Origin of the sequence: Streptomyces sp. NPDC005820 (assembly GCF_040630255.1) — a bacterium.
GTDB lineage: Bacteria > Actinomycetota > Actinomycetes > Streptomycetales > Streptomycetaceae > Streptomyces.
In genome coordinates this window covers 1-25,242 of the sequence record NZ_JBEXXE010000084.1, presented here as the reverse complement: position 1 = coordinate 25,242, position 25,242 = coordinate 1, and the positions used below count along the sequence as shown (strand labels likewise).

The window sequence follows — 25,242 nt, the reverse complement described above, 5'->3', positions numbered from 1 at the left end:
TCACTCGGATTCCGCCCATGCAGATTCAACGCCCGCACCGCATACCCGCACGACCGCAGATGACCCGCGATGCACGCCACACCCAGGTTCTCCCGGACCTTCTCGTAGAAGAGGCGCATCGCGGGGTCGAGGCGGAGGTACTCGTCATCGTTGATCAGCACGTTCTGGTTGTTGACACTGGAGAATCCGGTGAGGATCTCGCGGGGTGTCATCAGCACCGCGTCAGCCATCCGTACTCCACTCCCTGCGCCCGGTCGCGTTGTCTGTCAGGAGCAGCGCGGCGTTGTTGCCGCCGAACCCGAAGTTGTTCACCAGCACGGAGCGCGTCCCGTCACCGGGCTCCGGATCGCGCAGCACCCGGACGTGCCGTGCGTCGAGGGGCTTGCGCAGCCCGGGTGTGCCCGGCAGGACCTGGTCGCGCAGGGCCAGGACCGCCGCGACGACGCCGGGGAACACCGAGGCGTGCAGCAGATGACCGGCCGCGCCCTTGTACGAGCTGACCGGGACGCCCCGCCAGTCGTGCTCGGCGCCGACCTGGTCCAGGGCCAGCAGTTCGGCCTCGTCGCCCTGGCGGGTGCCGGGGGCGTGGCCGTGGACGAGGTCGACGGTGGTGAGCCCGGCCATGGCCAGGGCCTCGCGCATACAGGCGGCGCCGATGTGCGCGTTGAGCCGGCTGACGCCCTGGCCCGCGACCCGGCAGGAGATCCCGCTCAGTGTCGCCCGGGGGCGGTGTCCACGGGCCGCCGCGCGCTCCGCCGTCTCCAGCACGATCGCGCCGGCGCCCTCCCCGACGGTGACGCCGGAGCGGTCCTCGTCGAAGGGGCGGGCGGCCGTCGTACTCGTCGCGCGCAGGACGTCGAGGCAGGCGTAGTCGTAGGTGTTGAGGGACGACACCCCGGTGACGACCGCCAGGTCGGCCAGCCCGCACAGCAGCCACTCGCGGGCCAGGGCCAGCCCGAAGGCGCCCGACGCGCAGGCGTGCGCCATCAGCACCGTGTTCCGCGCGGGGATGCCGAGGCCGTCGCCGTCCCAGTCGGGCTCCAGGGCGATCTCCTCGATCCGGGGCGCTCCGGCGACCTGCGGAAGGTGCGGGACCACCCCGGCGAGGACCAGCAGGGTGCGAGGCGGAAGCTCTTCCACACCGGCCTCGCGCAGGGCCTCGGTACGGGCGCGGTCCAGCAGCGTCCGCCGTACCGGCTGCCCGGGCGATGGCTCGACCCCGGTCTGGCAGACGGTCCTGCCGCGGAACCGGGACGCGTCGAAACGGGTCGGCTCGGTCAGGGCCCGGCTGCCGTCCAGCAGATTCCGCCAGAACACCTCGCCGCCGTCCCCGAAGGCGGTGACGAGCCCGGTACCGGAGACGACCACCGGGGCGGCCCTCGTCCGTGCGGGGCCGGGGCCGGGGCCGGGATCAGCCGCGGTCACCGGAACGTTCGTGGTCCGCGCGGGGCCTGAGCCGGATACGACCACCGCATCGCCCTCCGCCCGCGCCGGGCCGGGGGCGGATGCGACCACCGGGTCGCCCTGCGCCCGTGCCGGGCCGGAAGCGGAAACGACCACCGCATCGCCCTCCGCCCGCGCCGGGCAGGGGGCGGATGCGACCACCGGGTCGCCCTCCGCCCGCGCCGGGCAGGGGGCGGAAACGACCACCGCATCGCCCTCCGCCCGCGCCGGGCAGGGGGCGGATGCGACCACCGGGTCGCCCTCCGCCCGCGCCGGACCGGAAGCGGAAACGACCACCGCATCGCCCTCCGCCCACGCCGGGCAGGGGGCGGATGCGACCACCGGGTCGGCCTCCGCCCGTGTCGGGCCGGGGGCGGCGGCGGTCACCGGGACGGCTGTGATGTGGTAGCCGTTGCCGTGCGGATCGCGGAGGAGTTCGCAGACGACCATCGCCCGGTGCAGGCCCGCGCCGACCGTGCCCCAGGCCCAGCGCCAGGCCTGGAAGGCCGCCGCGCGCGGGCTGATCAGCACATGCCCCTGCCCGTCCCAGTCGCCTGCCTCGGCCAGTTCCTGCAGCAGCTGGGCCGGTTCCGGGGTCATGGCCTCGGTCGGCCGCAGTCTGCGTCCGCCGGCCTCCGCCTCCGCGCAGCGGGTGACGTACCGGGAGGTGGCCGCGACACAGTAGTCGGTGGCCGCCATGACCACGGGTGCGGTGGTGCGCAGGGCGGCGGGGAGGCGGTCCAGCGCGGCGGCCAGCACCTCGACGAAGGCGGTGGTCAGGGAGGCGCGGGCGGGCAGGACGGTGAGGCCGGGGCGGAGGTCGTGCGGCGGGAGCGGCGCGGTGCCTCCCACGATCACGGCGGTCGCCGTCGGCGCGGTCATGACGCCGCCGTCCCGACCGTCGGGACGCCGGCCGGCGGGCCGAGCCGCTCGGCGAGTTCGTCGAGGGAGAGCCCGCCGGTGAGGTAGGTGCCCACGTCGGCCAGCCGGGGGTCGCCGTGCCGGTCGGCGACGCGTCGCCAGAAGCGGGGCAGGAGGTCGCCGGTGTCCCGGCGGGCGGTCGGGAGGTGGTACGAGACCGTGTCGAGGAGGTGGAACTCGGCGCCGGAGGCCGCTAGCCGCAGCCCCAGTTCGAGATCCTCGCCGCCCCACAGGTCCCCGTAGTGCTCGTCGAAGCCGCCGACCCGTTCGAAGAGGGTGCGCCGGACGCTGGTACCGGTGCCGATGCAGCTGAGCCAGCGCAGCGCGGCGTGGCCGGGCGAGCCGATCACCTTGCGGGCGGTCCGTTCGATGAAGGAACGGCGTGGCCCGAGGAGGGGGACGGCCGCGTCGAGGCCGGCGAGGGTGGCGGGCTCGATCCGCCGCCCGCGCGCACCGATGAGGGCCGGCCGGAGCGGGTCGGGTTCGGGGGTGAGGACGAAGGCGGAGAGATCGGTGATCGCGCCGTGCACCACGGCGGAGTCCGCGTTCTCGTGGGCCGCGAGATGCGCCTCCAGCAGCCCGGGGCCGGCCACGGTGTCGTCGTCGAGGAACAGCAGGAGCTCCCCGCGGGCCGGCCGGGCCCCGGTGTTGCGGGCGTGGGCGGCGCCGCGCCCGCCCGTGGCCGCGGTGCGGATCCGCGGCCCCGGCGGGAGGGCCGGCAGCACCTGCGCGACCGCGCCGGGGTGCGGGGCGTCGTCGACCAGGAGGATCTCGAAACGGTCCCGGTCCAGGGTCTGCCGTCCCAGGGCCGTGAGCGTGAGCAGCAGGCGCGTGGTCCGGTCACGGGTCGGCACGACCACACTGACCGCTATGTCACCGCTCACGTCAGGGAGGGGCTCTCGCCGGTCCTCTGGTCCAGGATGTAGGTGGCGAGGCCCTCGATGGAGAAGAGGGTCTCCTCCGTCAGATCCTCGTCCTCGAACACGACATCGAACTTCTCCTCGAGGATCAGCAGGTACTCCAGGGCGTCCAGGGAGCTGAACCCGTACTGCTCCACGAGGCTGGCGTCGCCTTCCCCGGGCGTCTGCCGGTGCTCGCCCCTGGTCATGCCCGCCGCTATCTCGTGGAGTTCCCGAATGAGCCCGGCGCGGTCCATCGTCTGTGTCTCCCGTGAGGTGGGGTTCTGGGTCAGGCCTTCGTGAACTGTTGCTCCAGCTGCTGCTCGGTCAGCCCGCGGAAGCGGTCCATCCGGAAGTAGTGCTGGAGGTCACCGCCGAACTCGGTGCGGTAGTAGAAATCCGCGGTGTGGCGCTCGGGCTCCGTGCTCACGGTCTCGCCGCGCCGCAGTGCGGCGATCAGCCGGGGCACGGGGTGGGTGAACTCGGTGTCGCTGCGCAGGTACCAGCGTTCGCCGTGCCGGGTGACGACCGGCAGGTCCTCCTCGGGGCCCGAGCCGTCGGGCAGCGGGCGCACCGGCTGGCACAGCAGGTCGTAGCGGAACACCTCGTCCAGGAGCGGCAGCAGGTCCTCGGGCAGGTCGGGGCGCAGGGCCTCCTCCCACCACAGCCTGAGCAGCCGTTTGGTGAGCAGCCGCCAGACGTTGGGGTCGACGTTCTCGCTGGCGGAGCTCGCGGGCCGGGCCAGCGCGTGCAACTCCCGGGCGTCGGGGTCGTCGCTCTTCTCGATCCAGTCGGAGAAGCTGAGGATGACGCGGGACTGGGGGACGGCGGCGAGTTCGCGCAGGGCGACCCAGATGTTGTGCAGCCACAGGCTGCGGGCCAGGACCCGGTTCCAGCAGATGAAGCGGAGCATGCGCTCGTTGTCGGCGAGGGTCATCGTGTCGTGGGCGAGGACGTAGTCGAAGTCGTCCTGCTCGCCGCGCACGGTCACCATTCCGTGCTGGTCCTTCTTGTCGTGGTATTCGGTGTTCGGCAGCAGCATCAACGGGTGGACGGCGATGAACGGGGTGTGCCGGGCGGCCCGGTCGTAGCCGTCGAGGAATGAGGCGACGGTCTCGCCCGGCGCTCCCCAGATCAGCTCCAGATACGGGGTGATGCCATGGTCGGTGAGCCAGGCGACGAGGCTTTCCCAGTCGTTCAGCTTCATGTTCCGGCGGCGCATCAGATCCAGCACGGAATCGTCCATGGTCTGCAGGGCCAGGATGAACGCGCTGTGCATCCCGGACTGCTTCATCTTCTCCATGATGCGATAGAAACCGGGTGACTTGTTCTTGGCCCAGGACGTTTCCAGCCGCTTCGGGAAGCCGTATTTTCGGCGCACCCGGAGGAGATCGTCGAGGAATTCCTCGTCCTGGCGCAGGAGTCCGAAATTGGAGTCGGCGAGCATGAGGATTTCCGCGCCGCGCCGGCCGAGCAGTTCCAGTTCCTCGCGGAGCCGCTCACGGGAGAACGCCCGCATCTTCTGTCCGGTGGCGCCTCCCCAATAACAGAAGGCGCACTTGTACGGGCAGCCCCGGTTGGTCTCCATGAGGGCGTAGTCGTAGAGGAAGCGGCCTCCCCGGTCGACGAGCGGCACCGCTCCGGTCAGGATCGGCGAGGGCAGGATCTCGAGGTCCTGGATCCGCTCGCGCTCGGGGGTGGTGACGAGGTCTCCCTCGGTCCCCCGGAAGGAGACGCCGGCGATCTCGTGGAGTGCGTCGCGGCCGGCGCCGTCCAGGTAGCCGTTCAGCAGGTCGCGGAAGACCAGTTCCCCTTCGCCGTTGACCACCACGTCCACCTGCGGGAACTTCCGGAAGACGCGTTCGCCCTGGTGGGCGACGTGGTTGCCGCCGAAGACGACCCAGCCGTTCGGGTTCAGCTGTTTGAAGGTCTCCGCGAGGGCGCCGAAGGCCCGGAAGTTCCAGCCGAGGACGGAGAAGCAGAGGATGTCGGGGCACCCGTCCCGTACGAGGTCGCGGGCCATGGCGTTGAGGCCGGCGTCGCCGGGATAGTTCCGCAGGGAGATGTCCATGCGCCGTCGAATGCGTTCGTCGGCCTCGGCGTAGGCCTTCAGGTAGCCGATCGCCAGCGGCATGGAGACCGCGGAATTCCCCCAGACTCCTTGCTGAACCAGTAGTACGCGCGTCGCCATTCCCTGCCTCGTCCTCTAATCGATCCGACAGGCCAAATCGCACTTCGAGGCTACAGGAGAAGATCCCCGGCGCAATGGGGCCACGGCAACCCGGCCGAAGTCGTGGCCAATCGTTCCACCGTGGTTCGGCCAGTCCGGGCGCCTTCCCCGCGGCCATCGGCCGGGCGTGGCGCAGCCACCCGTAACACCTCCCGGTGCAGGGTGGTTGACGTGGGAAATCAGTGGGTGACACCTGCGGGGGCCGCGGCGCCCGGTGCGGAGCGCGGGACGCCGGGGGATCAGGTCTGCGGGGCGGAATGAATGACCGGAAACCTATCGCCCCGCATCCCGTCGAAAAAATGATCAGAGCAACGGGGGCTGAATACTTTCGGCCACCGGTCCCCCATTTTCTGCCTCTCTGGAACGCGCCCTGTGCGCGCGTGGAGGTGATCGGTATGCTCCGGCCATATTACGGCTGTCATTCCTCACCCCCCGGGCTCGGAGTTACATGACAGAGATTCCTGACACCTGGTGCCCGATCACTCTGCCGCATGTCGAAACGGTCGACGGACGGCTGTGTTTCCTGGGGCGCGAGGTGGACGCCGACGCGCTCCCGCAGTGCGACGGTGAACGCCCCCTGACGGCGTTCACCCCGGCGGAGCGCGAGACCGTCGGGCGGCTGCGGCGGCTCGGGCTGCTGCTCATGGCGCCCCCGGCCGCACCCGCGGAACCGGTGACCCCGGCGCCGGTGATCGTGTCCCCGCACCCGGACGACGCCGCCCTCGCCCTCGGCGGCACCGTGGCCCGGCGGGGCGGCCGGATCCTCGACGTGTTCAGCGTGGAGACCTGGACCAAGGACCCGTACTACGCCGTGCGCCCGGAACTGACCCGGCGTCTGCTGCTCGCCGAGGAGGCGGTCGCCGCCCGGGTGCTGGGCGCCCGGGTGGAGCTGCTCGGGTTCGTCGACGCCGCCGACCGCGACCGGAGACGGGAGGGGTTCTTCGCCGACCCGGCCTGGTCCGACGGTTTCGCGGGCGAGGAGCCGGAGCTGTTCGGCGCGGTCACCGCGCGGCTGGCCACGGCGCTGGAGGGCGCCGACGCGGTCTGCGCGCCGCTCGGCGTCGGCGGTCACGTCGACCACCTCGTCTGCCGGGAAGCGGTGCTGGCGCTGGCGCGCGGCGGCCGGCTCGGCGGGGCGCGGCTCGTCTTCTACGAGGACCAGCCGTACGCGTTGTTCTCCTCGGCGGAGGAGACCGCGCGGAAGCTGAGCGCCCGGCTGGCCGAGGCGGGGCTCGGCGAACTGCGCCCCGAGCTGTGGCCGGTGGACGGGACGGCGGCGCTCACCAAGACCGAGGCGCTGGGCGCCTACCGCATCCAGGTGCGCAGGGGCATCGTCCGGCGGATCCACCGGCACGACGTCCGGCTGGCGGAGGGCTCGCGCTCGCCGGCCGCGGAGCGGATCTGGCGGCTGCACGGCTGACCGGCCTTCCCCAAGAGAACTCCGTGAAGGGTTTCCCATGTATGCACTGGCTCAGTCCCTGGCCCCGGCGGACCTGGAGGTCCTCGCGGACGCCTGCGCCGAGGTGGGGCTCGCCCTCCGGGTGGCCGACGCCGAGACGGACCAAGCGGCGCCGCCCGGCGCCCGGTTGGTCTCCTTCCGCCGTGTCGCCGCGGACGGACCGGACGGCCCTTCCGTGGAGGAGCTGAAACGCGGGGGCGGCTACGCCGTCGCCGTCCTGGACCGCATTTCCGCGACCGAGGTCCTCGCGGCGGTCTCGCGCGGCTACGGCTTCACGCTGGCCAGCCCGCTGCGGCGGGCCCGGCTGGTGGAGACCCTCGGCTATCTGAAGAACGTCACACCGCCCGAGAACACCCAGGTGCTCACCCTCGACGGGAGGGGCACGCTCAGCTCCCCCGCGAAGTCGTCGCCGGTGACCGACGCCGAGGCGGGGCTGCTGCGTCTGCTGGCCGGGCGGCCGGGCCAGATCGTCTCCCGGGAGGAACTCGGCGAGGCCACCGGCGGGGAGGACGTGAACAAGGTGGCCTCCGTGCTGAAGCAGAAGTTCCTGGACATCGACTCCGGGGCGAAGCTGCTGAAGATCCCTCATCTGGGCTTTCGCCTGGTGGGCACGGTCCGTGAGGAGGCGAACTGATGCGCGCCGTCGTGATCACGGGGGCTCCCGGGGTCGGCAAGACCAGACTGGGGCACCAGTTGGTGACGCGGTACGGCGTCCCGGCCGCCGCGGTGGACGTCGACCCCATCGTCCATCCCTGGAACGGGGGCGAGGAGGTGTACGACCTGATGGCCGCGACCGTGCGGGCCGCGCTGCCGGTGTACCGGCAGTGGGGGGCGCGGGTCGTGGTCGTCACCGGGGTGGTCCTCGCGGGCCGTGCCTACGAGCGCTTCCACAAGGTGTTCGGGGACCTCGGCGCGGACCCGGTCTACTACGGGCTGCGGGCCGACGCGGAGGCGCTGGCCGCCCGGATCGAGAGCGACGCGGGCGGCCGGCTGTTCGTCGAGGGCCGGCTGGCGGAACGTCACCTCGACGGGGAGGTGCCCGATGTGCCCGGCATCCGTCTGGTCGACACCAGCCGCCTGACCCTGCTGGAGGCGACGGACGCGGTCGCCGCCCTGGAGCACGCCGATCTGGGACCGCGGTGGCTCGGGCCGGCGGCCTGACAGGCCCGGGCCGGCCGAGCATGCCTCGGCCGGCCCGGGCCGGTCACCGGCGTCTCCGGACCGGTCACCGCCGTCCCTCGAGCGGCCGGCGGCACCCCCCGGCCGGTCACCGGACCCACCGGTGCTCCCCGGTCGGCTCCGGGACCCCGCCCCCTGGCCTCGGCTCAGCGGAAGCGGCCCACCTCCAGGCCCTCGCCCGTGCGGCGGACCGAGAGGACGAAGCCGTAGTAGTGGGTGGCGCCGATGCCGGTGACGTAGGCGCGGACCTCGTCGCCGAGGGGGCCGGTGAGCTGCTGGTGTTCGTCGCGTGGGGCGAAGGCCGGCCAGCGTGGGGGTGTGGAGGGGCGCAGCAGGAGCCGGCCGGAGAGATTCAGGCGGCGCAGTTCGGCCTCGAGTTCATGGACGAAGAACGGGCCGCGCTCGTCGCCGTAGGCCGCGGCCTGGAGCAGTGCCTCGCCGTCGTCGGTGAGGAGCCGGGGCACCTGGCGCAGCAGTTCCCGGAAGAACTCCAGGCCGTCCAGGCCGGCTTCGCCGGCGAGCCAGCCGAGGGAGCCGCGTCGCAGGGGCAGACAGGGCGGGTTGGAGACGACGAGGTCGAACCGGGAGCCGAGGGAGAGGGACATGATGTCGGCCTCGGTGGCGGTCAGCCGGTCGGCCAGGCCGTTGAGGTGGGCGTTGAGGGTCGTGGCCGCGGTGCACTCCGGGTTGACGTCGACCGACAGGACCTCGGCGCCGCCGCGCGCGGCGGACAGACCGAGGATGCCGGTGCCGCAGCCGAGGTCCAGGGCCGAGCGGACCTCCCGGCGTGCGGCGACCAGCCGGGAGAGGGTCATCGAGTCGGTGCCGACCCAGGGCGCGTACGACCCGGTGTCCCGTCCCGCCGCACGCCAGGCGGCCAGCAGCGACATGCCGTCCCCGCGCACCAGGCAGTAGTCGGCGGAGAGTTTCCCGGCGTCCTCGGAGAGCACCCGGGCCCGCAGCAGCAGATCGAGCAGCGGCGCCGGGACGTCCGCGCGGGCCTCGGACTCGGCGACCTGGTCGCCGAAGACGAACAGGGAGGACAGCACCGACTCGGCGGTCAGGCTGGTGGAGATCGCCGCGAGGGTCTCGGTGTCGCGCCAGGGCGCCAGTTGGCCGAGCCAGTCCCCGGCGAGGGTGAGCAGATCGTGCTGCGGAAGGGTGAGCAGCCGCTGCAGTCCGGCGGCGGCGATCTCGTCGCCGGACATCCCGTCCACGGAAATCATCACGTCTCCTCAAGACCTCGGTCGGCCGGCTCGAAAACCGGTGCGAAAGCCGATTTCAGCTCCCGCAGCCGCTCCAGCGCGCGGGGCCCGGCGTACGGGGCGCAGCGCGCTATTTCCTCCTCGGTGATTCCGCCGAAGAGATAGAGATTGACCACGTCGATCGGCCCGGTGCAGCTCTTGCAGTACGGGAAACGGGGCCGCGGCTGCATGAACATGTCGTAGTGCTGATGCTTTCCGAACTGTTCGGGTATGAGCTCGGGATTCTCCTTGATGTTTCCCATGGGTTTGAGCCAGGCGTACGGGCAGCAGGAGACGTCTCCCTGGCCGAAAAGCTGAACCATGGTGGCCGTGGCGTAACAGCGCAGTGTACGGACACCGGTGCGCAGTTGATTCCCGATGTGTTCCACGAACGCGCGCGGCGGGAGGACGGCGGACAGTTCGTCGTAGCGTTCGAGCAGCGGCGCGAAATGGTCGCCGAGCGGTGGGGCGTGCGTGGTCCTGGTCTCACCCCGCACGGGAAAGAAGTAGAGCATCACTCCGCGCCCGTACCGCTCCGACAGGAACGCGGCGAACTCGGCCTGGCCGGTGGCGTTCAGATCGGTGATGACCGACTGGATCTCGATGGGGATGCCGAGTTCCACCGCGTGGTCCAGGTGGCGCATGATGACGTCGAAGAGCCGGTGCTGCTTGGGCGGCAGCCGATGGCCGTTCATCTCCAGCGTGTGGCCGTCGAGGGACAGGCACAGCTGGACGTTGCCCAGCTCGGCGAGGGCCTCGAGCCGATGCGGCGTCAGGAAGGCGCCGTTGGTGATGACCTGCACGACCTCGTACTTCTCACTGCATTCCGCGACGAACTCCGTGGAGCCCTTCAGCCAGAAGAACTCACCGCCGCTCAGACGCATGATCGGGCTGTCCACATGACGGTGATAGGCGTCGAGGATCTCGTGCCAGTCGGCACGCCGGTCGGTGGTCAGACGCAGTCTCGCGTCCGGTACCTGCATGAGGAGATTGAAGTCCTCGGTAAGACAGTAGGAACACCGCATCTGGCACAGCTGTTCCTCGATCACCATGTCGTTCATGAGGAGCTTGAGGCGGCTGTGCCCATCGCGATGTGCGAACATCGCGTCACGGTAATGACTTTTCAGGGCCATGCCTTATCACCATACCCATGGTCGTTTCCGCGCATGACTCTTCCGTGGTCGTCGAGTCTAGGTTCAGCATGAACACAGGGTCAATGAGAGCTGCGGGAGGATGGCTCATATTCGCCTCGCGGGCGTCCGGTTGGTGCGTTGTAGCGTGAGATCCACGTACTCGCCAAATCCATGGGCCTGAACCGGCAGTAAGGACGGCAGTATGCTCGCTCTGGGGCTCGGCGGTTCCAACCATGACTTCTCGGCCTGTCTCGTCGAGAACGGTGAGATCGCCGTCGGTATTGAAGAGGAACGACTGACGCGGCGCAAATACGCGGTCAATGTGAATTCTCTGGCGAACCAGTGCTGGCGTTACTGTCTGACCACGCGCGGAGTCCGGCTCGCCCAGGTGGAGGCGATCGTCGCCGACGACACCCTGCTGCCCAGCTGCTACTTCCCGTTCCGCAGCCGTACGACGCTGATCCGGCATCATCTGGCGCACGCCGCCAGCGCCTTCCATCCCTCGCCGTTCCCGGAGGCCGCGATCCTGGTGGTCGACGGGGCGGGCAGTCTGTTCGACGGACAGGGCGTGGAGACGCTGACGATGTCGGTCGGCAGCGGCACGGAGATCACCGAGATCTCCAAGGTGTTCGGCACCAACTGGAGCACCGACGGACTGCGCGACACCCGGGTCTACCAGGCCGGCGACAGCGACCATTCGCTGGGCTTCCTGTACAAGGCCGTCAGCCGGGCCATCGGTTTCACCCTCTACGAGGAGGGCCGCTGGTATCTGACCGAGGACGGCAAGACCATGGGGCTCGCGCCCTACGGCGCCGACCGCTACCGCGACGAGTTCCACCGCCACCTCGACCTGCTGCCGGAGGGCCGGTACGCCCTGCACCTGAAGGACGGCGGGCTGCTGGACTTCGTCGAGCACGCGCTGGACGGGTTCGAGGGCGACGAGCGGTTCGCGCGGGGCGCCGACCTCGCCTGGGCGGCCCAGGACCTGCTGGAGACCGCCGTCCTGCACGCCGCGCGCTGGCTGCACCGGGAGACCGGGCTGACCCGTCTGTGTCTGGCCGGCGGTGTCGCCCTCAACTCGGTGGCGAACGGCAAGATCCTGCGGGACACCCCGTTCACCGAGATCCACGCCCAGCCCGCCGCGGGCGACAACGGCTGCGCGGTCGGCTGCGCCTCCTACGGCTACCACGTCCTCGGCGGACACCCCCGCCCCCGCGCACCGAGGAACCGGGGGTCGGCCCCGCGCCCCCAGACCCATACCTACCTGGGGCGTTCGTACAGCACGGAGGAGATCCGGGCCGCGCTCGACGCCTCGGGCCTGCCCCACCGACGGGTGGCGCGCCCGGCCCGGCTGGCGGCCGAACTGCTCCCGCAGGGCGCGCTCGTCGGCTGGTTCACGGGAGGGTCCGAGTTCGGGCCGCGGGCCCTCGGGCACCGCAGCATCCTGGCCGATCCGCGCCGCGCGGAGATGAAGGACATCCTCAACAGCAAGGTCAAGCACCGGGAGGCGTTCCGGCCGTTCGCCCCCGCCGTTCTGGCCGAGCGGGCCGCCGACTACTTCGAGCTCGACATCGAGTCGCCGTACATGCTGATCGTCGCGCCGGTCCGGGAGGACAGGCGGCGGGAGATACCGGCCGTCACCCATGTCGACGGAACGGCCAGGGTGCAGACGGTGACCCCGGAGGCGAACGGCTCCTTCCACGAGCTGGTGGCCCGGTTCGGGGAGCTCACCTCGGTGCCCGTCGTGCTCAACACCTCCTTCAACGACCGCGGGGAGCCGATCGTGGAGACCCCCGAGCAGGCGCTCGCGTTCTTCGGGCCGAGCCAGCTCGACTATCTCTTCCTGGAGGACTTCGTGGTCGCCCACAGCGCGACGGACCTGGACGCGGTGACCGAGGGGGCCGGGTGAACGACGAGCCGGGCCCGCGGTACGAGACCTGGCGGGGGCTCGCGCTGTGGGGGGCGGAAGAGGAGGCCGCCGCCCTGGAGGTGATCCGGTCCCGGTCCCCCTTCCGCTACTACGGGCCGGACCTCGCGCGTCGCACCGACGCGTTCGAGGCCGCGTTCTCCGAGGTGGCGGGGGTCGCGCACACGGTCGCGGTGTCCTCCGGCACCGCCGCGCTCACCGCCGCGCTGATCGGTCTCGGGATCCCGGCCGACGCGGAGGTGATCGTGCCCGCCGTGACCTTCGTCGCCAGTGTCGGTGCGGTCGTCGGCGCGCGGGGCGTGCCCGTCTTCGCCGAGGTCGACGACTCGCTCACGCTGGACCCGGCGCGGCTGGAGGAGCGGATCGGCGGGCGGACCTGGGGCGTGATGCCGGTCCATCTGAACAACGCCGCCGCCGACATGGATCCGATCATGGCGGTGGCGCGCCGGCACGGGCTGCGGGTGGTCGAGGACGCGGCGCAGGCCGCCGGGGTCCGCTACCGGGGGCGGCCGGTCGGCGGCCTCGGCGACGCGGGCGCCTTCAGTTTCCAGCTGGACAAGAACATCACCGCCGGTGAGGGCGGCGCGGTCACCACGTCCGACGCCGACGTCCACGACCGGGTGGCCCGCTATCAGGACCAGGGCGGCCAGTTCACCACCTCCCGGGGCGCCGTGCGCGGCACCGCCGACGCCCCGCCGTTCATCGGCGCCAATCTGCGCATGACCGAGCTGACCGCCGCCGTCCTCTCCGCCCAGCTGCCCCGGCTGCTCCCGATGTGCCGGCGGCTGCGGGACGTGGCACGCCGGGTGCGGGCCGAGACCGCCGATCTTCCGGTGCGCTGGCGCAGGCTGCCCGACGAGGAGGGCTCGGGGGGCGATCTCACCCTGTTCCTGGACTCGCGCCTTCGGGCGCGCGGTGTCGTCGCCGACCTGAACGCCGCCGGGATCCCGGCGCACACCCTGTACCAGGGCCGGCCGGTCACGGCCAACCGGGCGGTCCGCGAGGGACGTACCCCCTGGGGCGTGGAGTGGGAACGGCCGCCGCGCCTGAAAACCAGCGAGGCACTGCTCGGCCGCTCCGTGACCATCGCGCTGGGCGCGGCCATCACCGACGACGACGTGGACGCGGTGGTCGCCGCCGTCCGCAAGGCCTGCCAGGGCATCACCGAGGCCGACTGAGCCGTACGATCCGACCGGAGCGGAGCGCAGCACCGACATGAGCCTGTACGACATCCCCGTCCGCACCCTCGCCGGGGAACCCGGCGATCTGAGCGCCTACCGGGGGAAGGCCCTGCTCGTGGTGAACGTGGCCTCGCAGTGCGGGCGCACCCCGCAGTACGCGGCGCTGGAGGAACTGCACCGGCGTTACGGCCCGCGCGGGTTCGTCGTCCTGGGCTTCCCCTGCAACCAGTTCGGGCAGCAGGAGCCGGGCGGCCCCGCGGAGATCCAGGAGTTCTGCACGACCGCGTACGACGTCACCTTCCCGCTCTTCGAGAAGCTGGACGTCAACGGCGCGCGCCGGCATCCGCTCTACGCGCTCCTGACCACCGCCACCGACGCGCTGGGCGTGGCCGGGGACGTCGAGTGGAACTTCGAGAAGTTCCTGGTGTCGCCCGAGGGCACGGTGGCGCACCGGATCCGCTCCCGCGTGAAGCCGGACACCCCCGAGGTCACGGCACGGATCGAGGCCCTGCTGCCGACCTGAGCAGGATGACCGGCCATCAGGGTCACAGGGTCATCCAGGGCGTGGATGACCCGGATACGGGATTCGGATCACGCGGAGGATGGCGGCCAGCGGTTCGACCGCCCATAGTCGTCCCCACCCGCACGCCGCTGTCCGGACCAGCCGCCGGTGTGCGGCAGTCCGCGGCATGCCGTGCTCCCCGGTACCTCCGACACCGGCATGCCCGCTCCCATACACCGTCCCTGGAGTCGCCATGCCCGGTTCCGCCCCGCCGTCGTCCCCCGCCGCGCTCGACGACGCCGCTCCCTCCCCCGTGACCGTCTCGGGCCCGGCCCATCTGCTGCGGGTGACCCTGCTGATGGCGGGCAGCTGTCTGCCGATCCTGGGGGCGGTGCTGATCGCCCCGGTGCTGCCGAAGATGCAGGACCACTTCGCCTCGGTCCCGGGGGCCGAGGCGCTGGTGCCGCTGGCACTCACCGTCCCGGCGCTGGCGCTGGCACTGCTGGCGCCGTTCGCCGGGGTGATCGTGGACCGGCTGGGCCGCAAGCGGCTGCTGATCGTGGCGACCGTCCTGTACGCCGCGTTCGGCACGGCCCCGCTCTGGCTGGACTCGCTGGGCGCCATCATCGCCAGCCGTGCCCTGGTCGGGGTCACCGAGGCCGCCATCATGACCTGCTGCACGACCCTGATCGGCGACTACTACACCGGCCGGCGGCGGGTGAAGTACCTCGCGCTGCAGACCATGTGCGCCTCCGCCTCGGCCACCGTGTTCTTCGTGCTCGGCGGGGCCGCCGGGTCGGCGGGCTGGCGGGTGCCGTTCTGGGTGTACGCCGTCAGCCTGGTCCTCGCCCCGCTGATGGCCTCCGCGCTGCCCGGTCGGACGGTCCGCGCGGAGGCCGAGGATGCCTCGGCCGAAGCCGCACCGCCGGCGCGACGCGCCTTCCCCTGGCGGCGGTTGGCGGGGGTCTGCGCGCTCACCTTCTTCGGCGCGATGGTCTTCTACACCGTCCCGGTGGAGATGTCGTATCTGCTCGACGACCTCGGGGTGGAGAACTCCGGGGTGATCGGACTGGCCACCGCGATCGCGAGCGCGGCCACGGTGGGCGGGGCGATCACCTTCGCCCGGCTGAAGCGCTCCCCCGACCCGATGCTGCCCGCCGTGTTCGCGCTCTGCGCGCTCGGCTTCGGGGTGATGTTCCTGGCCGGGAACACCCCCGTGCTGGTCATCGGCGCGGTGATCAACTGCGTGGGCACGGGCATGCTGCTGCCCGCCCTGCTCACCAGCGCCATGTCCCGCCTGGGCTTCGAGGACCGGGGCCGCGGCACCGGTCTGTGGATGGCGGCCTTCTTCGGCGGCGAGTTCGTCTGCCCCCTGGTCCTGCTCGCGGCACAGGCCGCGGTGGGAAGCCTGGCGGGCGCGGTGGGCGCACTGGGCCTGGCGTCGGCCCTGGTCGCGGCAACACTCAAACTGACCCAAGGGTCAACCCCCTAGGGGCGCGGGGCTGTACTGTCACTCGGCCAACGTCAAACCCACCTCCGCACACTTCTGCCGCAGCCAGATATGCGCGGCATCCTGCGCATGCACCGGATGCCACCACAGAGCCTCCTGCACCGGAACCGCCTCGAACGGGCAGGGCAGCACCCGTACCGCCGACGCACGGACCGCCTTGCGGGCCAGGCGCTCCTGGATCATCGCGACCCGGCGCGTGCCCTCGACCATGTGGGGCAGCAGCTGGAAGGTCTGCACGGACACCTCCACCCGTGGGCTGATGCCGTGCATGCTGAGCTGCCGGGCGACCGGCGCGTCATAGGGCCGCTGGTAGACCGCCCAGGGCAGCCGGGCCAGGTGGTCGAGGGTGAGTTCGTGGCCCACGTCGGGGTTGTCGTCGGCGACCAGGCACAGCCAGCGGTCCTGGTGGAGGTCGACGGCCGGGAAGCCGTCGATGACGCCGTGCGGCAGCAGCAGCCCGTCGACGGTGCTGAGCGTGGCCGCGGTGTTCTCCACGACGCCGGGCGCCGGATGCTGGAAGGTGAACCGGATCCCGGGCGCCTCCTGGTGCACGGACCGGGCCAGCGCCGCCCCGAACACGGCCGCGCCGTAGTCCGAGGCGAGCAGGGTGAACTCGCGGTTCTCGGCGGCCGGTTCGAAGTCGGCCTGGCTGGCGAACACCCGCTCCAGCAGATCGCACGCGGTCGCGCTGCGGTCCCGCAGGGCGACCCCGAGCGGGGTCAGCTCGTAGACGTTGCCGGTGCGCGCCAACAATTCGTCGTCGAAATGGCGCCGCAGCCGTGCCAGTGCCGCGCTCATCGCGGGCTGGCTCAGCCCGATGCGCTCGCCGGCCCGGGTCACATTGCGCTCCTCCAGCAGGGCGCGCAGGGCTACGACCAGGTTGAGATCGAGTCGGGACAGGTTCACCGGGGGCACCACCTAGGGAGCGAAACATCATCCATGCCGTGGATGCGGCAGATCCACAGGATTGATTTCCGTGATTTGCCGATCAGGGTCAGAGTAGACCGCACCCCAGCAGGAGGAAATCTCATGGCAACGCATCGGCAACCTGCCGGCCCGTTCGCGCTCGGCACGTTCTCCGCCCAGGAGGCCCCGGCCCGGCGGACCTTCCCCGGACTCCTCGCCGGGGGACGGGTGCTGGACCTGAGCGCCGCGCTCGACTTCGCGCCGACCGGACTGCGCGCCGTGGTGGAGCGCTGGGAGGAGACCCTCCCGGTCCTCCGCGCCCTCGCTGACGACGACATCCTCGACTGGCGGCCGCTGGAGGCGCTGCGGGTGCACGCCCCGCTGGAACCCCGCCAGATCTTCCAGTCCGGCGCCAACTACCGGCAGCACGTGATCGATCTGGAGGTCGCCCACCGCTCCCCCGACGACCCGCGCACGGTCGAGGAGGCCCGCGCGGAGATCGCCGCGGTGATGGACCGCCGGGCCGCCGAGGACCTCCCGTACGTCTTCATCGGTCTGCCCAGCACCGTCGCCGGCCCGTTCGACGACGTGGTGCTGCCCTCGTGGGCGGAGCAGCCGGACTGGGAGCTGGAGCTGGCGGCCGTCATCTCCCGGCCCGCCCACCGGGTCTCCGTCGAGGAGGCGCCGGCGTACGTCGCCGGGTACACGATCGCCAACGACCTCACCGACCGGGCGACCGTGTTCCGCCGGGACATGAAGGCCATCGGCACGGACTGGCTGCGCTGCAAGAACGCCCCCGGCTTCACCCCGCTGGGCCCCTGGCTCGTCCCGGCCGAGTCGCTCGCCGACCCCGGTGACCTCAGGGTCACCCTGAAGGTGAACGGCGAGGTCATGCAGGACGAGTCCACCAAGGACATGCTCTTCGGGGTGGCGCGGCTCGTGTCGTACATCTCGCAGACCGCGCGGCTGCTGCCCGGCGACCTGGTGCTGACCGGGTCCCCCGCAGGCAACGGCATCCACTGGGGGCGGCTGCTGCGCGACGGCGACGTCATGGAGGGGTCCATCACGGGGCTGGGCGCGCAGCGCACCCGCTGTGTCGCGGAGGACGCCTCGTGAACCGCCACGACCCCGAGGGCGCGATCGCCGAGGCCGCCAAGGCCTGCTCCAACTGGGGCCGTTGGGGCGAGGACGACGTCCTCGGCACCCTGAACTTCCTCGACGAGGCCAAGCGCCGCGAGGGCGCCGCCCTGGTCCGCCGGGGAGTCAGCTTCTCGCTGTCGCAGTCCTTCGACATGAACGGCCCGCAGAAGGGCTGGCGCCGACGCACCAACCCCGTGCACACCATGCTGGACACCGGCACCGACGCGGCCCTCGGCAACCAGGGCTTCCCGCACGGCATCGGCGGCGCCGACGACGTGATCGCGATGCCGCTGCAGTGCTCCACCCAGTGGGACGGGCTCGGGCACATCTTCGACCACGGCAAGGCGTGGAACGGACGTGCGGCCGAGAAGGTCGTCACCTCCGACGGCGACCTCGTCACCGGCATCGAGCACATGGCGCCGTACGTCGCCGGACGCGGCGTGCTGCTCGACGTGGGCCGGGTCGTCGGCACCGACGGGGAGCTGCCCGACGGCTTCCCGGTCACCGAGGAGCATCTGACCGCGACCGCCGAGGCCCACGGTGTGACCGTCGGGCGCGGCGACCTCGTCCTCGTACGGACCGGGCAGCTCGCCCGGGCCCGGCGCGAGGGCTGGGGCGACTACGCGGGCGGGCCGGCGCCCGGACTGTCCTTCACCTCGGCCGGCTGGCTGCACCGCACCGAGATCGCCGGCATCGCCACCGACACCTGGGGCTTCGAGGTCCGCCCGAACGAATTCGAGAACGCCTTCCAGCCGCTGCACCAGGTCGCCATCCCCCACATCGGTCTGCTGATCGGCGAGATGTGGGACCTGGACGCCCTCGCCGCGGACTGCGCCGACGACGGGGTGTACGCGTTCTGGCTGACCGCCGCGCCCCTGCCGATCACCGGAGCCGTGGGCTCCCCGGTCAGCCCCGTCGCCGTCAAGTAACGCACCCGGCCGCGCCCGTGGCGCACCCCGCGCGCCCTCACGGCCCTACCCGAGAGGTATCCCGACATGCCCGACAGAACCCGGCACCCCGTCCTCGTCATCGGCGGCGGCACCTCCGGAAACGCCCTGACCGTGCTGTTGCGCCGGGCCGGGATCGCCGTCGATCTGATCGAGGCGAGCCCGGACTGGAAGGCCGCCGCCGGCTCCGGCATCACCCTCCAGGGCAACGCCCTGCGCGTACTGCGCGAGGTCGGGGTGCTGGCGGACGTCGAGAAGGACGGGTACGCCGCCGAGGGCGTCGCGGTCCTCGCCCCCGACGGCACCGTGCTCCACGCCCACGAGGAACTGCGCACCGGCGGCGACGACCTGCCCGCCCACATCGGTATGCAGCGGCCCCGGCTGCAGCAGCTCCTCATCGGCATGGTGGGCGCCTCGGGCGCGGACGTCCGCCTCGGCACCACGGCCACCGCGTTCGCCCAGGACGACGAGGGCGTGGACGTCACCTTCTCCGACGGCACGACCCGCCGCTACGCCCTGGTGGTGGGCGCCGACGGACTCGGCTCCGCGACCCGCCGCATGATCGGCGTCACCGACCGGCCCGAGCCGACCGGCATGGGCATCTGGCGCGCCCCCGCGCCCCGCCCGGCCGGGGTCCGCCGCACCGAGATGATCTACGGCGGCCGCTGTTTCATCGCCGGGTACTGCCCGACGAGCGAGGACACCGTCTACGCCTACCTGGTGGAACCGGCCCGGGACCGGGCCACGCTGGACCCGGCCGGGTACGCCGACGAGATGCGGGCGCTCAGCGAGGGCTACGGCGGCGCCTGGCCGGAGCTGCGTGCCGCGTTCACCGATCCCTCGGTGGTCAACCACACCTGGTTCGACCGGCTGCTGGTGGAGGGCCCCTGGCACCGCGGCCGGGTGGTGCTGGTCGGCGACGCCGCCCACTGCTGCCCGCCCACCTTCGCCCAGGGCGCCGCGATGTCCCTGGAGGACGTGCAGGTCCTCGCCGAACTGCTGACCGGCCTCGACCGCTGGGACGCCCAGGGCCTCGACCGGGTCCTCACCGCCTACCACGCCCGTCGGCTGCCCCGGGTGCGCATGGTCGTCGACGCCTCCGTCCAGCTCGCCCGGTGGCTGCTGGAGGGGCGGCGCGACGCCGATGTGCCCGGGCTGATGCGCCGTACCCTGACCGCCCTCAAGGAACTCCCGTGACCGAGCCCCAGTCGCCCCCCACGATCGACGTCCACGCCCATCTCCTGCTCCCCGGGATCGAGGAGGCCGTCGCGGGACAGGCCGGTCTCGCCGCGGCCCGCGCGCTCGACGCACGCCGCAACGGCCCGGCCGCCCTGGCCGTCAACGGCCCGATGGTCGGTGAGCGGGTGCCCCGGCTGACGGATGTCGCGGTGCGGCTGGCCGCGATGGACGCGCAGGGCGTGGACATCCAGCTGGTGAGCCCCTCGCCGTCCCATTACCACTACTGGGCCGACCCCCGACTGGCCGTACACATATGCGAGTTGGCCAACGAGGGCACCGCGGCGCACTGCGCCAAGGCCCCCGACCGGCTGCAGGGCCTCGGTCTGGTCCCGCTGCAGCATCCCGACCTCGCCCCGGCCCTGCTCGACCACGCGCTGGCGCAGGGACTGCGGGGCGTGGAGATCTCCTCGTACGCACCCGGTCCGGGCGGGGCGCGCGAGGTCGAGCTGTCCGACCCCCGGCTCGAGCCGTTCTGGGCCCGTGCGCAGGAGAGCGGCGCGCTGGTCTTCCTGCACCCGTTCGGCTGCACGCTCGACGAGCGGCTGGACCGCTGGTACCTGTCCAACACCGTGGGCCAGCCCACCGAGAACGCGGTCGCGCTCTCGCATCTGATCTTCTCCGGTGTCCTGGACCGCCATCCGGACCTGAAGCTGATCGCGGCCCACGGCGGCGGCTATCTGCCCACCCACATCGGGCGCTCCGACCACGCCTGGCGGGCCCGCCCCGACGCCCGGGGCTGCGCCCGTGAACCGAGCAGCTATCTGGAGCGGTTGTACTTCGACTCCCTGGTCCACGCCCCGCAGGTGCTGCGGGAGTTGCTCCTGGCCGCGGGGCCGCGGCGGGTCCTGCTCGGCTCCGACTTCCCCTTCGACATGGGCACCGAGGACCCGGTCGGCGCCCTGCGTGCCGCGGGTCTGCCCGACGACGACTTCCACGCGGTGCGGGGCGGCAACGCCGCCGCCCTGCTCACCCTCTCCTGAGAAGGAATCCCCCCATGAGCAACCGCCTGCTCACGCATCTGCGGCACGTCGACCTGGCCGTGCCCGACTACGCCAAGCAGCTCGACTTCTACGCCGGCGTCTGGGGCCTGACCAAGGTCGCCGAGGACTCCGGCATCTCCTTCCTGGCCGCCGAGGGCAGTCCCGAGCAGTACGTCGTCCGACTGCGCGAGTCCGACGAGAAGCGCCTCGACCTCGTCTCCTACGGCGCCGCCGGCGCCGCGGACGTGGACACCCTGGCCGAGCAACTCCTCGCGGGCGGCGTGCGGTTGATCACCGAGCCGGGCAAGGTCGACACCCCGGGCGGCGGCTACGGCTTCCGCTTCTTCGACGTCGACGGCCGCACCGTCGAGGTCTCGGCGGACGTCGCGGTACGGCAGCACCGCAGGATCGAGGAGAAGGAGGCGATCCCGGTGAAGCTCTCCCACGTCGTCCTCAACTCCCCCGACCTGGACAGGACCCGCCAGTGGTACGAGACCCACCTCGGCTTCCGCCTCTCCGACACGCTCAGCTCGCCGCACATGGGCGAGGTCATGCACTTCATGCGGATCAGCAACCAGCACCACTCCATGGCCCTCGCCAAGGGCCCGCACACCTCCCTGCACCACGTCTCCTTCGAGATGCGGGGCCTCGACGAGTACATGCGCGGCTCCGGCCGGGTGATGCGGGCCGGCTTCCGGAAGATCTGGGGCCCGGGCCGGCACATGGCGGGCGACAACACCTTCACCTACTTCCTCGACCCGCACGGCAACACCGTCGAGTACACGACGGAGCTGGAGCTGCTGGACGAGGACACCTGGCACCCGCACGTCTACGACTTCTCACAGCCCGAGGTCACCGACCAGTGGGGTACCGCGAACCCCATGAACGAACTCGTCGCGAAGGAGTCGTTCAACGACGTCGACCCCGGCGTCTTCGTGGCCCCGCCGGTCTGACCCACCGCTGACGCTCCCTGGGCGGAGGGCGTACGAAGGGCGGACGGGGACTGTGCCCCGCCCGCCCTTTCGCTGTGCCGTGCGGCGGTTACGACAGCGGCATGACCTTGCGGTACGTGAACACCGCGACCGCCGCGACCGCGACGTGCATCAGGAGCAGCGCCGCCACGCCGATGACCCCGCCCGCACCGAAGAGCAGGAAGTCCGGCACGAAGGACACCACGACGAGGGTCGGGACCAGCCACCGGACCAGGGCCGCGGGGTCCTTTGACACCTTGCGGACGACGGCCCAGCCGATCGCGCCGGCCACGGTGCCGACGGCGGTCAGGAAGATGTAGGAACCCGGCTCGAGCGGCTGGAAGTCGTCCGGCGCGCCCAGGGCCAGGGCGACGAGGGCGAACACCGCGTCCGCGACGGACGCCACCACGACGGCGGCGATCACCCCTCCCACGACGACGAGCGGACCTCGGCGGACGGCGACGGCTTCGGAGGCGACAGACATGGGGGCTCCACGGGGAGGGAGGGATCCTGCAGATCTCAATACGCTTGAAGTCTCAAGCGCATCTCCAGCCTCCCTCAATGTGTTTGAAATTTCAAGCCCATCTCCACGAGGACACCGATGCCCCCGTGGAACGAGGCGTACGTCGCACTCGTCCACGGGGGCGTGAAGGATCGGCCGGCGTCAGGCCGCCGTGTAGCCGAGCTGGCGTCGCATGAACGGGGTCATCAGGGTCTTCGCCTTGGCCATGGTGGTGGTCCGGGTGCCGAGGACCGCGGTGTCACCGCCCGGCACGGGCAGGACGGTCACCCCGTCGGACGGGCCGAACGGCACGATGAGCGGGGTGCGGTGGACCCCCCGGTAGGAGCGCGACTTCTTGCTGTGCCGGCCCGGACTGCGCAGATACGACCCGATGTTGTGGGCGGCGGTCTCCGCCTGGGAGAGCGCGGCCGGGGTCACCTTGAGCTCGCCCACGTCGTTCACGTCGCCGACCGCGAACACGTCCGGCCGCCCCACGACCCGGAGCATCTTGTCGACCTTGACGTGCCCGGTGCCGTTGAGCCAGTCGCCGTGCCCGGCCAGGCGCAGCCAGAGGGTGTTGGGGGTGGTGCCCGTCGCCCAGAAGGAGAGATCGGCGGCGAGGACGGCGCCGCGGGTGTCGCGGTAGGTGGCGAAGTCGTTGCCCGGGGACATGAAGGAGTCGAGCCGCACCTCCACCCCGTGGGACTCAAGCCAGGTGCGGGCCTTGCGGCCGGCGCGGGCGCTGCCCGTGGAGGTCAGCAGTTCCGGTCCGGAGTGGGCGAGGGTGACCCGGGCGTCCGGGCGGGCCAGCCTGATCTCGGCGCTGAGCTCCACGCCGGAGGGTCCGCCGCCGACGACCAGGACGTGCTCGGCACCGGCGATCTTCCGCTGGTGCTGGCCGAACACCCGGGCCGCCTCCTCCGCCGTCCCGCCGCTGAAACGGGCCGGTTCGGGGTAGTCGGCGCCGGTGGCGATCACCAGGACGTCGTACGGCAGCCGCTCGCCCGCGGCGAGGACGACCTCCCGCCCGACGGGGTCGATCCGGACCGCCTTGCCCACGACCACCTGGCCGTGGCGCAGCAGCCGGTCGTAGGGGATGAACGGGGTCACCGTCCACTCCGGGCGCACGCCGGCGCGCAGGGAGGCGATGCGATGGAAGAAGACCTCCTTGCGGTCCACGAGCGTGACGTTCGCCGTCGCGTCCAGGCGTTTCGCCAGGCGGACGCCCGCGTAACCGCCGCCTATCACCACTACGTTGCCATCTCGCACAACGAGTCTCCTGTGCTGGGTGGGGGGATTGAGCGCGAGCGTAGTCCCTTGAAACCTAAAGCACTGGGGGACTTCGTGAAGGTTCCGTGAAGACGTGCCGAGCCGCCGTCGTCGCCCCCGGCACCGGCCCGCTGGTCCCCCGTACCACCAGCTTGGGATCCAACACCGCTTCCCGTGGCGGGAGTTCGGGGTGTTCCAGCCGCTCCATGGCGAACCGCACCGCGCGCTCCGCCATCAGCACCGCGTCCTGACGGACGGTGGTCAGACCGATCGGCATCAGATGGGACAGATGACTGTCGTCGTAGCCTACGACGGACACGTCCCGCGGCACCTCCACACCGGCCCGGGTCAGGGACATCAACACCCCCATGGCACAACGGTCGTTGCCCGCGAGGACCGCCGTCGGTAGCGGCAGCCCCCGGTCGCGCTCCCCGGGCAGCAGCAGACCGGTCTCGATGCCCGACCGCTCGGTGTGCGCACCGGGAATGACCCGGACCTCGGACTCCAGCCCGTGCCGGCGCATGGCCGAACGGTAGGCGCGCCGCCGCTCGGTGGAGCCGGGGCCCCGCCCGCCGTCGATGTGCACGATCCGCCGGTGCCCGAGCTGCACCAGGTGACCCATGGCCTGCCGTACGCCCTCCCCCTCCGCGGAGTGCACGGAATCCGCGCAGGCCCGTGCCGCCCGGCGGCCCACCGAGACGGTGGGCACCCGCCGCCCGAGCCCGTCGAGGTCGACGGCCTCCGCGTCGGAGCCGAGCACGATCAACGCCTCGCAGCGGTGACCGAGCAGCGCCTCCACCGCCTGGGCCTCGCTGCGGCCCTCGGCGGCGGCGGAGAGCAGCACCTCGTAGCCGAACCGCTCCGCCTCGGGATAGATCCCCTGGATGAGGTCCTTTTGACATCCTCCCCCTCTTAAAAGAGGGGGATTCCAACCCATTTGGGCTGAGGTTCACGGGTGTTCGTACGGCCGGTGGCCGTTGTCGTCCCTCCGGCACCGGCTGTTCGCCGGGGGCGGGGGATCCCTGGTGAAGCCGCAGGACGAACAGACGAACTCGGCTTGGCTCTTGCGCGAGTTCTTGTCGATCCACCCGCAGGCACTGCACCGCAGAGATGTGTAGGGGGCGGGTACGTCCTCGACCCGGCCGAGGGCCTTGTGTCCGGCGCGCTGCCGCAGCAGGCCCCAGCCCTGGGCGAGGATGGCACGGTTCAGCCCGGCCTTCTGCGCCACCCGCCTGCCCGGCTTCTCGATCGTTCCTTTCGCGGAGCGGGTCATGTTCTTGACGTTCAGCTTCTCGAAGCGGATCAGGTCGTAGGTGCGGGCGAGCAGAGTGCTGGTCTTCTCGCACCAGTCCTTGCGCCGGTTCGCCTCGCGCGCCTTGAGCTTCGCGACCCTCGCGTACCCGGCGGTCTTGCGCTCGCTGCCCTTCGGGGCGCGGGCAGCGCGGCGCTGGTGCTTGCGGATCTGGGCACGTTCCCGGGTGGTGAGCTGCGGGCAGTTCAGTTTCCGCCCGTCGGAGAGAGCCGCGGTGACGGCGACGCCCCGGTCGATACCGATGACCTCGCCCGTGCCGGGGGCGGGCACCGGCTCGGGGACGACGGCGAACGCGGCATGCCACTGCCCGTTGCGGAAGGTGACCCGGAACGTCTTCGCGTCCGGCAG

General features: G+C 71.7%; 23 protein-coding genes and 1 pseudogene. 12 read left to right on the top strand and 12 right to left on the bottom strand.

The features are described 5' to 3' along the window. From ABZ464_RS50130 to ABZ464_RS50110, 5 genes and pseudogenes are all read right to left on the bottom strand, one after another. A pseudogene (locus ABZ464_RS50130) lies at positions 1–230 on the bottom strand (radical SAM protein); the annotation flags it as partial. Beyond that, positions 223–2,325, bottom strand: coding sequence for a beta-ketoacyl synthase N-terminal-like domain-containing protein (locus tag ABZ464_RS50125; protein ID WP_359289341.1), 2,103 nt, complete (start codon positions 2,323–2,325; stop codon positions 223–225). The gene ABZ464_RS50125 and the pseudogene ABZ464_RS50130, both read right to left, overlap by 8 nt. Then, entirely contained in the window at positions 2,322–3,248 is a 927-nt protein-coding gene (locus ABZ464_RS50120) for a glycosyltransferase (RefSeq protein WP_359289339.1), read from the bottom strand. The genes ABZ464_RS50125 and ABZ464_RS50120 overlap by 4 nt, the downstream gene beginning before the upstream one ends. Next, the gene (locus tag ABZ464_RS50115) at positions 3,245–3,520 is read right to left on the bottom strand and encodes an acyl carrier protein (protein WP_359289337.1); all 276 of its coding nucleotides are present in this window, start codon (positions 3,518–3,520) and stop codon (positions 3,245–3,247) included. Before ABZ464_RS50115 ends, ABZ464_RS50120 begins: the two co-directional genes overlap by 4 nt. Before the next feature lie 32 nt (positions 3,521–3,552). Continuing rightward, positions 3,553–5,454 carry a KedN5 family methylcobalamin-dependent radical SAM C-methyltransferase gene (locus tag ABZ464_RS50110; protein WP_359289335.1) on the bottom strand — a complete coding sequence of 634 codons (1,902 nt, stop codon included), beginning with the start codon at positions 5,452–5,454 and terminating at the stop codon, positions 3,553–3,555. A 487-nt stretch (positions 5,455–5,941) separates the two neighbouring features. Here ABZ464_RS50110 and ABZ464_RS50105 point away from each other — a divergent pair, with 487 nt between their 5' ends. The 3 genes from ABZ464_RS50105 to ABZ464_RS50095 are packed head-to-tail and all read left to right on the top strand — an operon-like array spanning position 5,942 to position 8,113. After that, positions 5,942–6,913 carry a PIG-L family deacetylase gene (locus ABZ464_RS50105; RefSeq protein ID WP_359289333.1) on the top strand — a complete coding sequence of 324 codons (972 nt, stop codon included), beginning with the start codon at positions 5,942–5,944 and terminating at the stop codon, positions 6,911–6,913. Between the two features lie 37 nt (positions 6,914–6,950). Next, on the top strand, positions 6,951–7,586 hold the full coding sequence (locus ABZ464_RS50100; protein ID WP_359289331.1) for a hypothetical protein: 636 nt from the start codon (positions 6,951–6,953) through the stop codon (positions 7,584–7,586). Further along, complete coding sequence (locus tag ABZ464_RS50095; protein WP_359289329.1) at positions 7,586–8,113, top strand: hypothetical protein; 528 nt, start codon at positions 7,586–7,588, stop codon at positions 8,111–8,113. The genes ABZ464_RS50100 and ABZ464_RS50095 overlap by 1 nt, the downstream gene beginning before the upstream one ends. A gap of 164 nt (positions 8,114–8,277) precedes the next feature. Here the strand turns inward: ABZ464_RS50095 and ABZ464_RS50090 are convergent, their stop codons facing one another. Next, positions 8,278–9,357 carry a 50S ribosomal protein L11 methyltransferase gene (locus ABZ464_RS50090; RefSeq protein WP_359289327.1) on the bottom strand — a complete coding sequence of 360 codons (1,080 nt, stop codon included), beginning with the start codon at positions 9,355–9,357 and terminating at the stop codon, positions 8,278–8,280. Further along, positions 9,357–10,478 carry a radical SAM protein gene (locus tag ABZ464_RS50085; protein ID WP_359289325.1) on the bottom strand — a complete coding sequence of 374 codons (1,122 nt, stop codon included), beginning with the start codon at positions 10,476–10,478 and terminating at the stop codon, positions 9,357–9,359. The genes ABZ464_RS50090 and ABZ464_RS50085 overlap by 1 nt, the downstream gene beginning before the upstream one ends. A 232-nt stretch (positions 10,479–10,710) precedes the next feature. Here ABZ464_RS50085 and ABZ464_RS50080 point away from each other — a divergent pair, with 232 nt between their 5' ends. From ABZ464_RS50080 to ABZ464_RS50065, 4 genes are all read left to right on the top strand, one after another. Next, complete coding sequence (locus tag ABZ464_RS50080) at positions 10,711–12,417, top strand: carbamoyltransferase C-terminal domain-containing protein (protein WP_359289323.1); 1,707 nt, start codon at positions 10,711–10,713, stop codon at positions 12,415–12,417. Then, positions 12,414–13,613: a DegT/DnrJ/EryC1/StrS family aminotransferase gene (locus ABZ464_RS50075; protein ID WP_359289320.1), complete on the top strand. Its 1,200-nt coding sequence runs from the start codon at positions 12,414–12,416 to the stop codon at positions 13,611–13,613. Before ABZ464_RS50080 ends, ABZ464_RS50075 begins: the two co-directional genes overlap by 4 nt. A 37-nt stretch (positions 13,614–13,650) precedes the next feature. Beyond that, positions 13,651–14,139, top strand: a complete 489-nt coding sequence (locus ABZ464_RS50070; RefSeq protein ID WP_359289318.1) for a glutathione peroxidase — start codon at positions 13,651–13,653, stop codon at positions 14,137–14,139. 232 nt (positions 14,140–14,371) lie between these two features. Further along, complete coding sequence (locus tag ABZ464_RS50065; protein ID WP_359289316.1) at positions 14,372–15,610, top strand: MFS transporter; 1,239 nt, start codon at positions 14,372–14,374, stop codon at positions 15,608–15,610. Positions 15,611–15,628: 18 nt separating this feature from the next. Here ABZ464_RS50065 and ABZ464_RS50060 read toward each other — a convergent pair whose 3' ends face one another. Beyond that, a complete protein-coding gene (locus ABZ464_RS50060; protein WP_359289314.1) occupies positions 15,629–16,534 on the bottom strand; it encodes a LysR family transcriptional regulator in 906 nt (301 codons plus the stop codon). Positions 16,535–16,657: 123 nt separating this feature from the next. On the opposite strand from ABZ464_RS50060, the gene ABZ464_RS50055 reads away from it, so the two are divergent. The 5 genes from ABZ464_RS50055 (at position 16,658) to ABZ464_RS50035 (ending at position 21,793) form a co-directional block, all read left to right on the top strand. Further along, the gene (locus tag ABZ464_RS50055; protein WP_359289312.1) at positions 16,658–17,650 is read left to right on the top strand and encodes a fumarylacetoacetate hydrolase family protein; all 993 of its coding nucleotides are present in this window, start codon (positions 16,658–16,660) and stop codon (positions 17,648–17,650) included. Beyond that, positions 17,647–18,603 carry a cyclase family protein gene (locus ABZ464_RS50050; RefSeq protein ID WP_359289310.1) on the top strand — a complete coding sequence of 319 codons (957 nt, stop codon included), beginning with the start codon at positions 17,647–17,649 and terminating at the stop codon, positions 18,601–18,603. Before ABZ464_RS50055 ends, ABZ464_RS50050 begins: the two co-directional genes overlap by 4 nt. 66 nt (positions 18,604–18,669) lie before the next feature. Next, positions 18,670–19,818, top strand: a complete 1,149-nt coding sequence (locus tag ABZ464_RS50045) for an FAD-dependent oxidoreductase (RefSeq protein WP_359289308.1) — start codon at positions 18,670–18,672, stop codon at positions 19,816–19,818. Then, positions 19,815–20,840 carry an amidohydrolase family protein gene (locus ABZ464_RS50040; protein WP_359289306.1) on the top strand — a complete coding sequence of 342 codons (1,026 nt, stop codon included), beginning with the start codon at positions 19,815–19,817 and terminating at the stop codon, positions 20,838–20,840. The genes ABZ464_RS50045 and ABZ464_RS50040 overlap by 4 nt, the downstream gene beginning before the upstream one ends. Positions 20,841–20,854: 14 nt before the next feature. Then, positions 20,855–21,793, top strand: coding sequence for a VOC family protein (locus tag ABZ464_RS50035; RefSeq protein WP_359289304.1), 939 nt, complete (start codon positions 20,855–20,857; stop codon positions 21,791–21,793). Positions 21,794–21,881: 88 nt separating this feature from the next. Here ABZ464_RS50035 and ABZ464_RS50030 read toward each other — a convergent pair whose 3' ends face one another. The 4 genes from ABZ464_RS50030 to ABZ464_RS50015 form a co-directional block, all read right to left on the bottom strand. Continuing rightward, positions 21,882–22,295 (bottom strand): DUF6069 family protein, encoded by a 414-nt coding sequence (locus tag ABZ464_RS50030; protein ID WP_359289302.1) that lies wholly within the window; start codon positions 22,293–22,295, stop codon positions 21,882–21,884. 180 nt (positions 22,296–22,475) lie between these two features. Then, complete coding sequence (locus tag ABZ464_RS50025; RefSeq protein WP_359289300.1) at positions 22,476–23,582, bottom strand: FAD-dependent oxidoreductase; 1,107 nt, start codon at positions 23,580–23,582, stop codon at positions 22,476–22,478. Positions 23,583–23,637: 55 nt separating this feature from the next. Further along, a complete protein-coding gene (locus ABZ464_RS50020) occupies positions 23,638–24,519 on the bottom strand; it encodes a substrate-binding domain-containing protein (RefSeq protein WP_359289298.1) in 882 nt (293 codons plus the stop codon). A gap of 12 nt (positions 24,520–24,531) precedes the next feature. Further along, positions 24,532–25,242, bottom strand: a 711-nt coding sequence (locus tag ABZ464_RS50015; RefSeq protein ID WP_359289296.1) for a transposase, incomplete at its 5' end; no start/stop codon positions are given.

Bases quoted from the DNA above. Each gene is read 5' to 3' on its own strand.
- ABZ464_RS50030 (WP_359289302.1), bottom strand. From the start codon at position 22,295: ATGTCTGTCGCCTCCGAAGCCGTCGCCGTCCGCCGAGGTCCGCTCGTC.
- ABZ464_RS50070 (WP_359289318.1), top strand. From the start codon at position 13,651: ATGAGCCTGTACGACATCCCCGTCCGCACCCTCGCCGGGGAACCCGGC.
- ABZ464_RS50080 (WP_359289323.1), top strand. From the start codon at position 10,711: ATGCTCGCTCTGGGGCTCGGCGGTTCCAACCATGACTTCTCGGCCTGT.
- ABZ464_RS50125 (WP_359289341.1), bottom strand. From the start codon at position 2,325: ATGACCGCGCCGACGGCGACCGCCGTGATCGTGGGAGGCACCGCGCCG.
- ABZ464_RS50100 (WP_359289331.1), top strand. From the start codon at position 6,951: ATGTATGCACTGGCTCAGTCCCTGGCCCCGGCGGACCTGGAGGTCCTC.
- ABZ464_RS50095 (WP_359289329.1), top strand. From the start codon at position 7,586: ATGCGCGCCGTCGTGATCACGGGGGCTCCCGGGGTCGGCAAGACCAGA.
- ABZ464_RS50035 (WP_359289304.1), top strand. From the start codon at position 20,855: ATGAGCAACCGCCTGCTCACGCATCTGCGGCACGTCGACCTGGCCGTG.
- ABZ464_RS50115 (WP_359289337.1), bottom strand. From the start codon at position 3,520: ATGGACCGCGCCGGGCTCATTCGGGAACTCCACGAGATAGCGGCGGGC.
- ABZ464_RS50090 (WP_359289327.1), bottom strand. From the start codon at position 9,357: ATGATTTCCGTGGACGGGATGTCCGGCGACGAGATCGCCGCCGCCGGA.
- ABZ464_RS50110 (WP_359289335.1), bottom strand. From the start codon at position 5,454: ATGGCGACGCGCGTACTACTGGTTCAGCAAGGAGTCTGGGGGAATTCC.
- ABZ464_RS50045 (WP_359289308.1), top strand. From the start codon at position 18,670: ATGCCCGACAGAACCCGGCACCCCGTCCTCGTCATCGGCGGCGGCACC.
- ABZ464_RS50065 (WP_359289316.1), top strand. From the start codon at position 14,372: ATGCCCGGTTCCGCCCCGCCGTCGTCCCCCGCCGCGCTCGACGACGCC.
- ABZ464_RS50085 (WP_359289325.1), bottom strand. From the start codon at position 10,478: ATGTTCGCACATCGCGATGGGCACAGCCGCCTCAAGCTCCTCATGAAC.
- ABZ464_RS50105 (WP_359289333.1), top strand. From the start codon at position 5,942: ATGACAGAGATTCCTGACACCTGGTGCCCGATCACTCTGCCGCATGTC.
- ABZ464_RS50020 (WP_359289298.1), bottom strand. From the start codon at position 24,519: ATGGGTTGGAATCCCCCTCTTTTAAGAGGGGGAGGATGTCAAAAGGAC.
- ABZ464_RS50055 (WP_359289312.1), top strand. From the start codon at position 16,658: ATGGCAACGCATCGGCAACCTGCCGGCCCGTTCGCGCTCGGCACGTTC.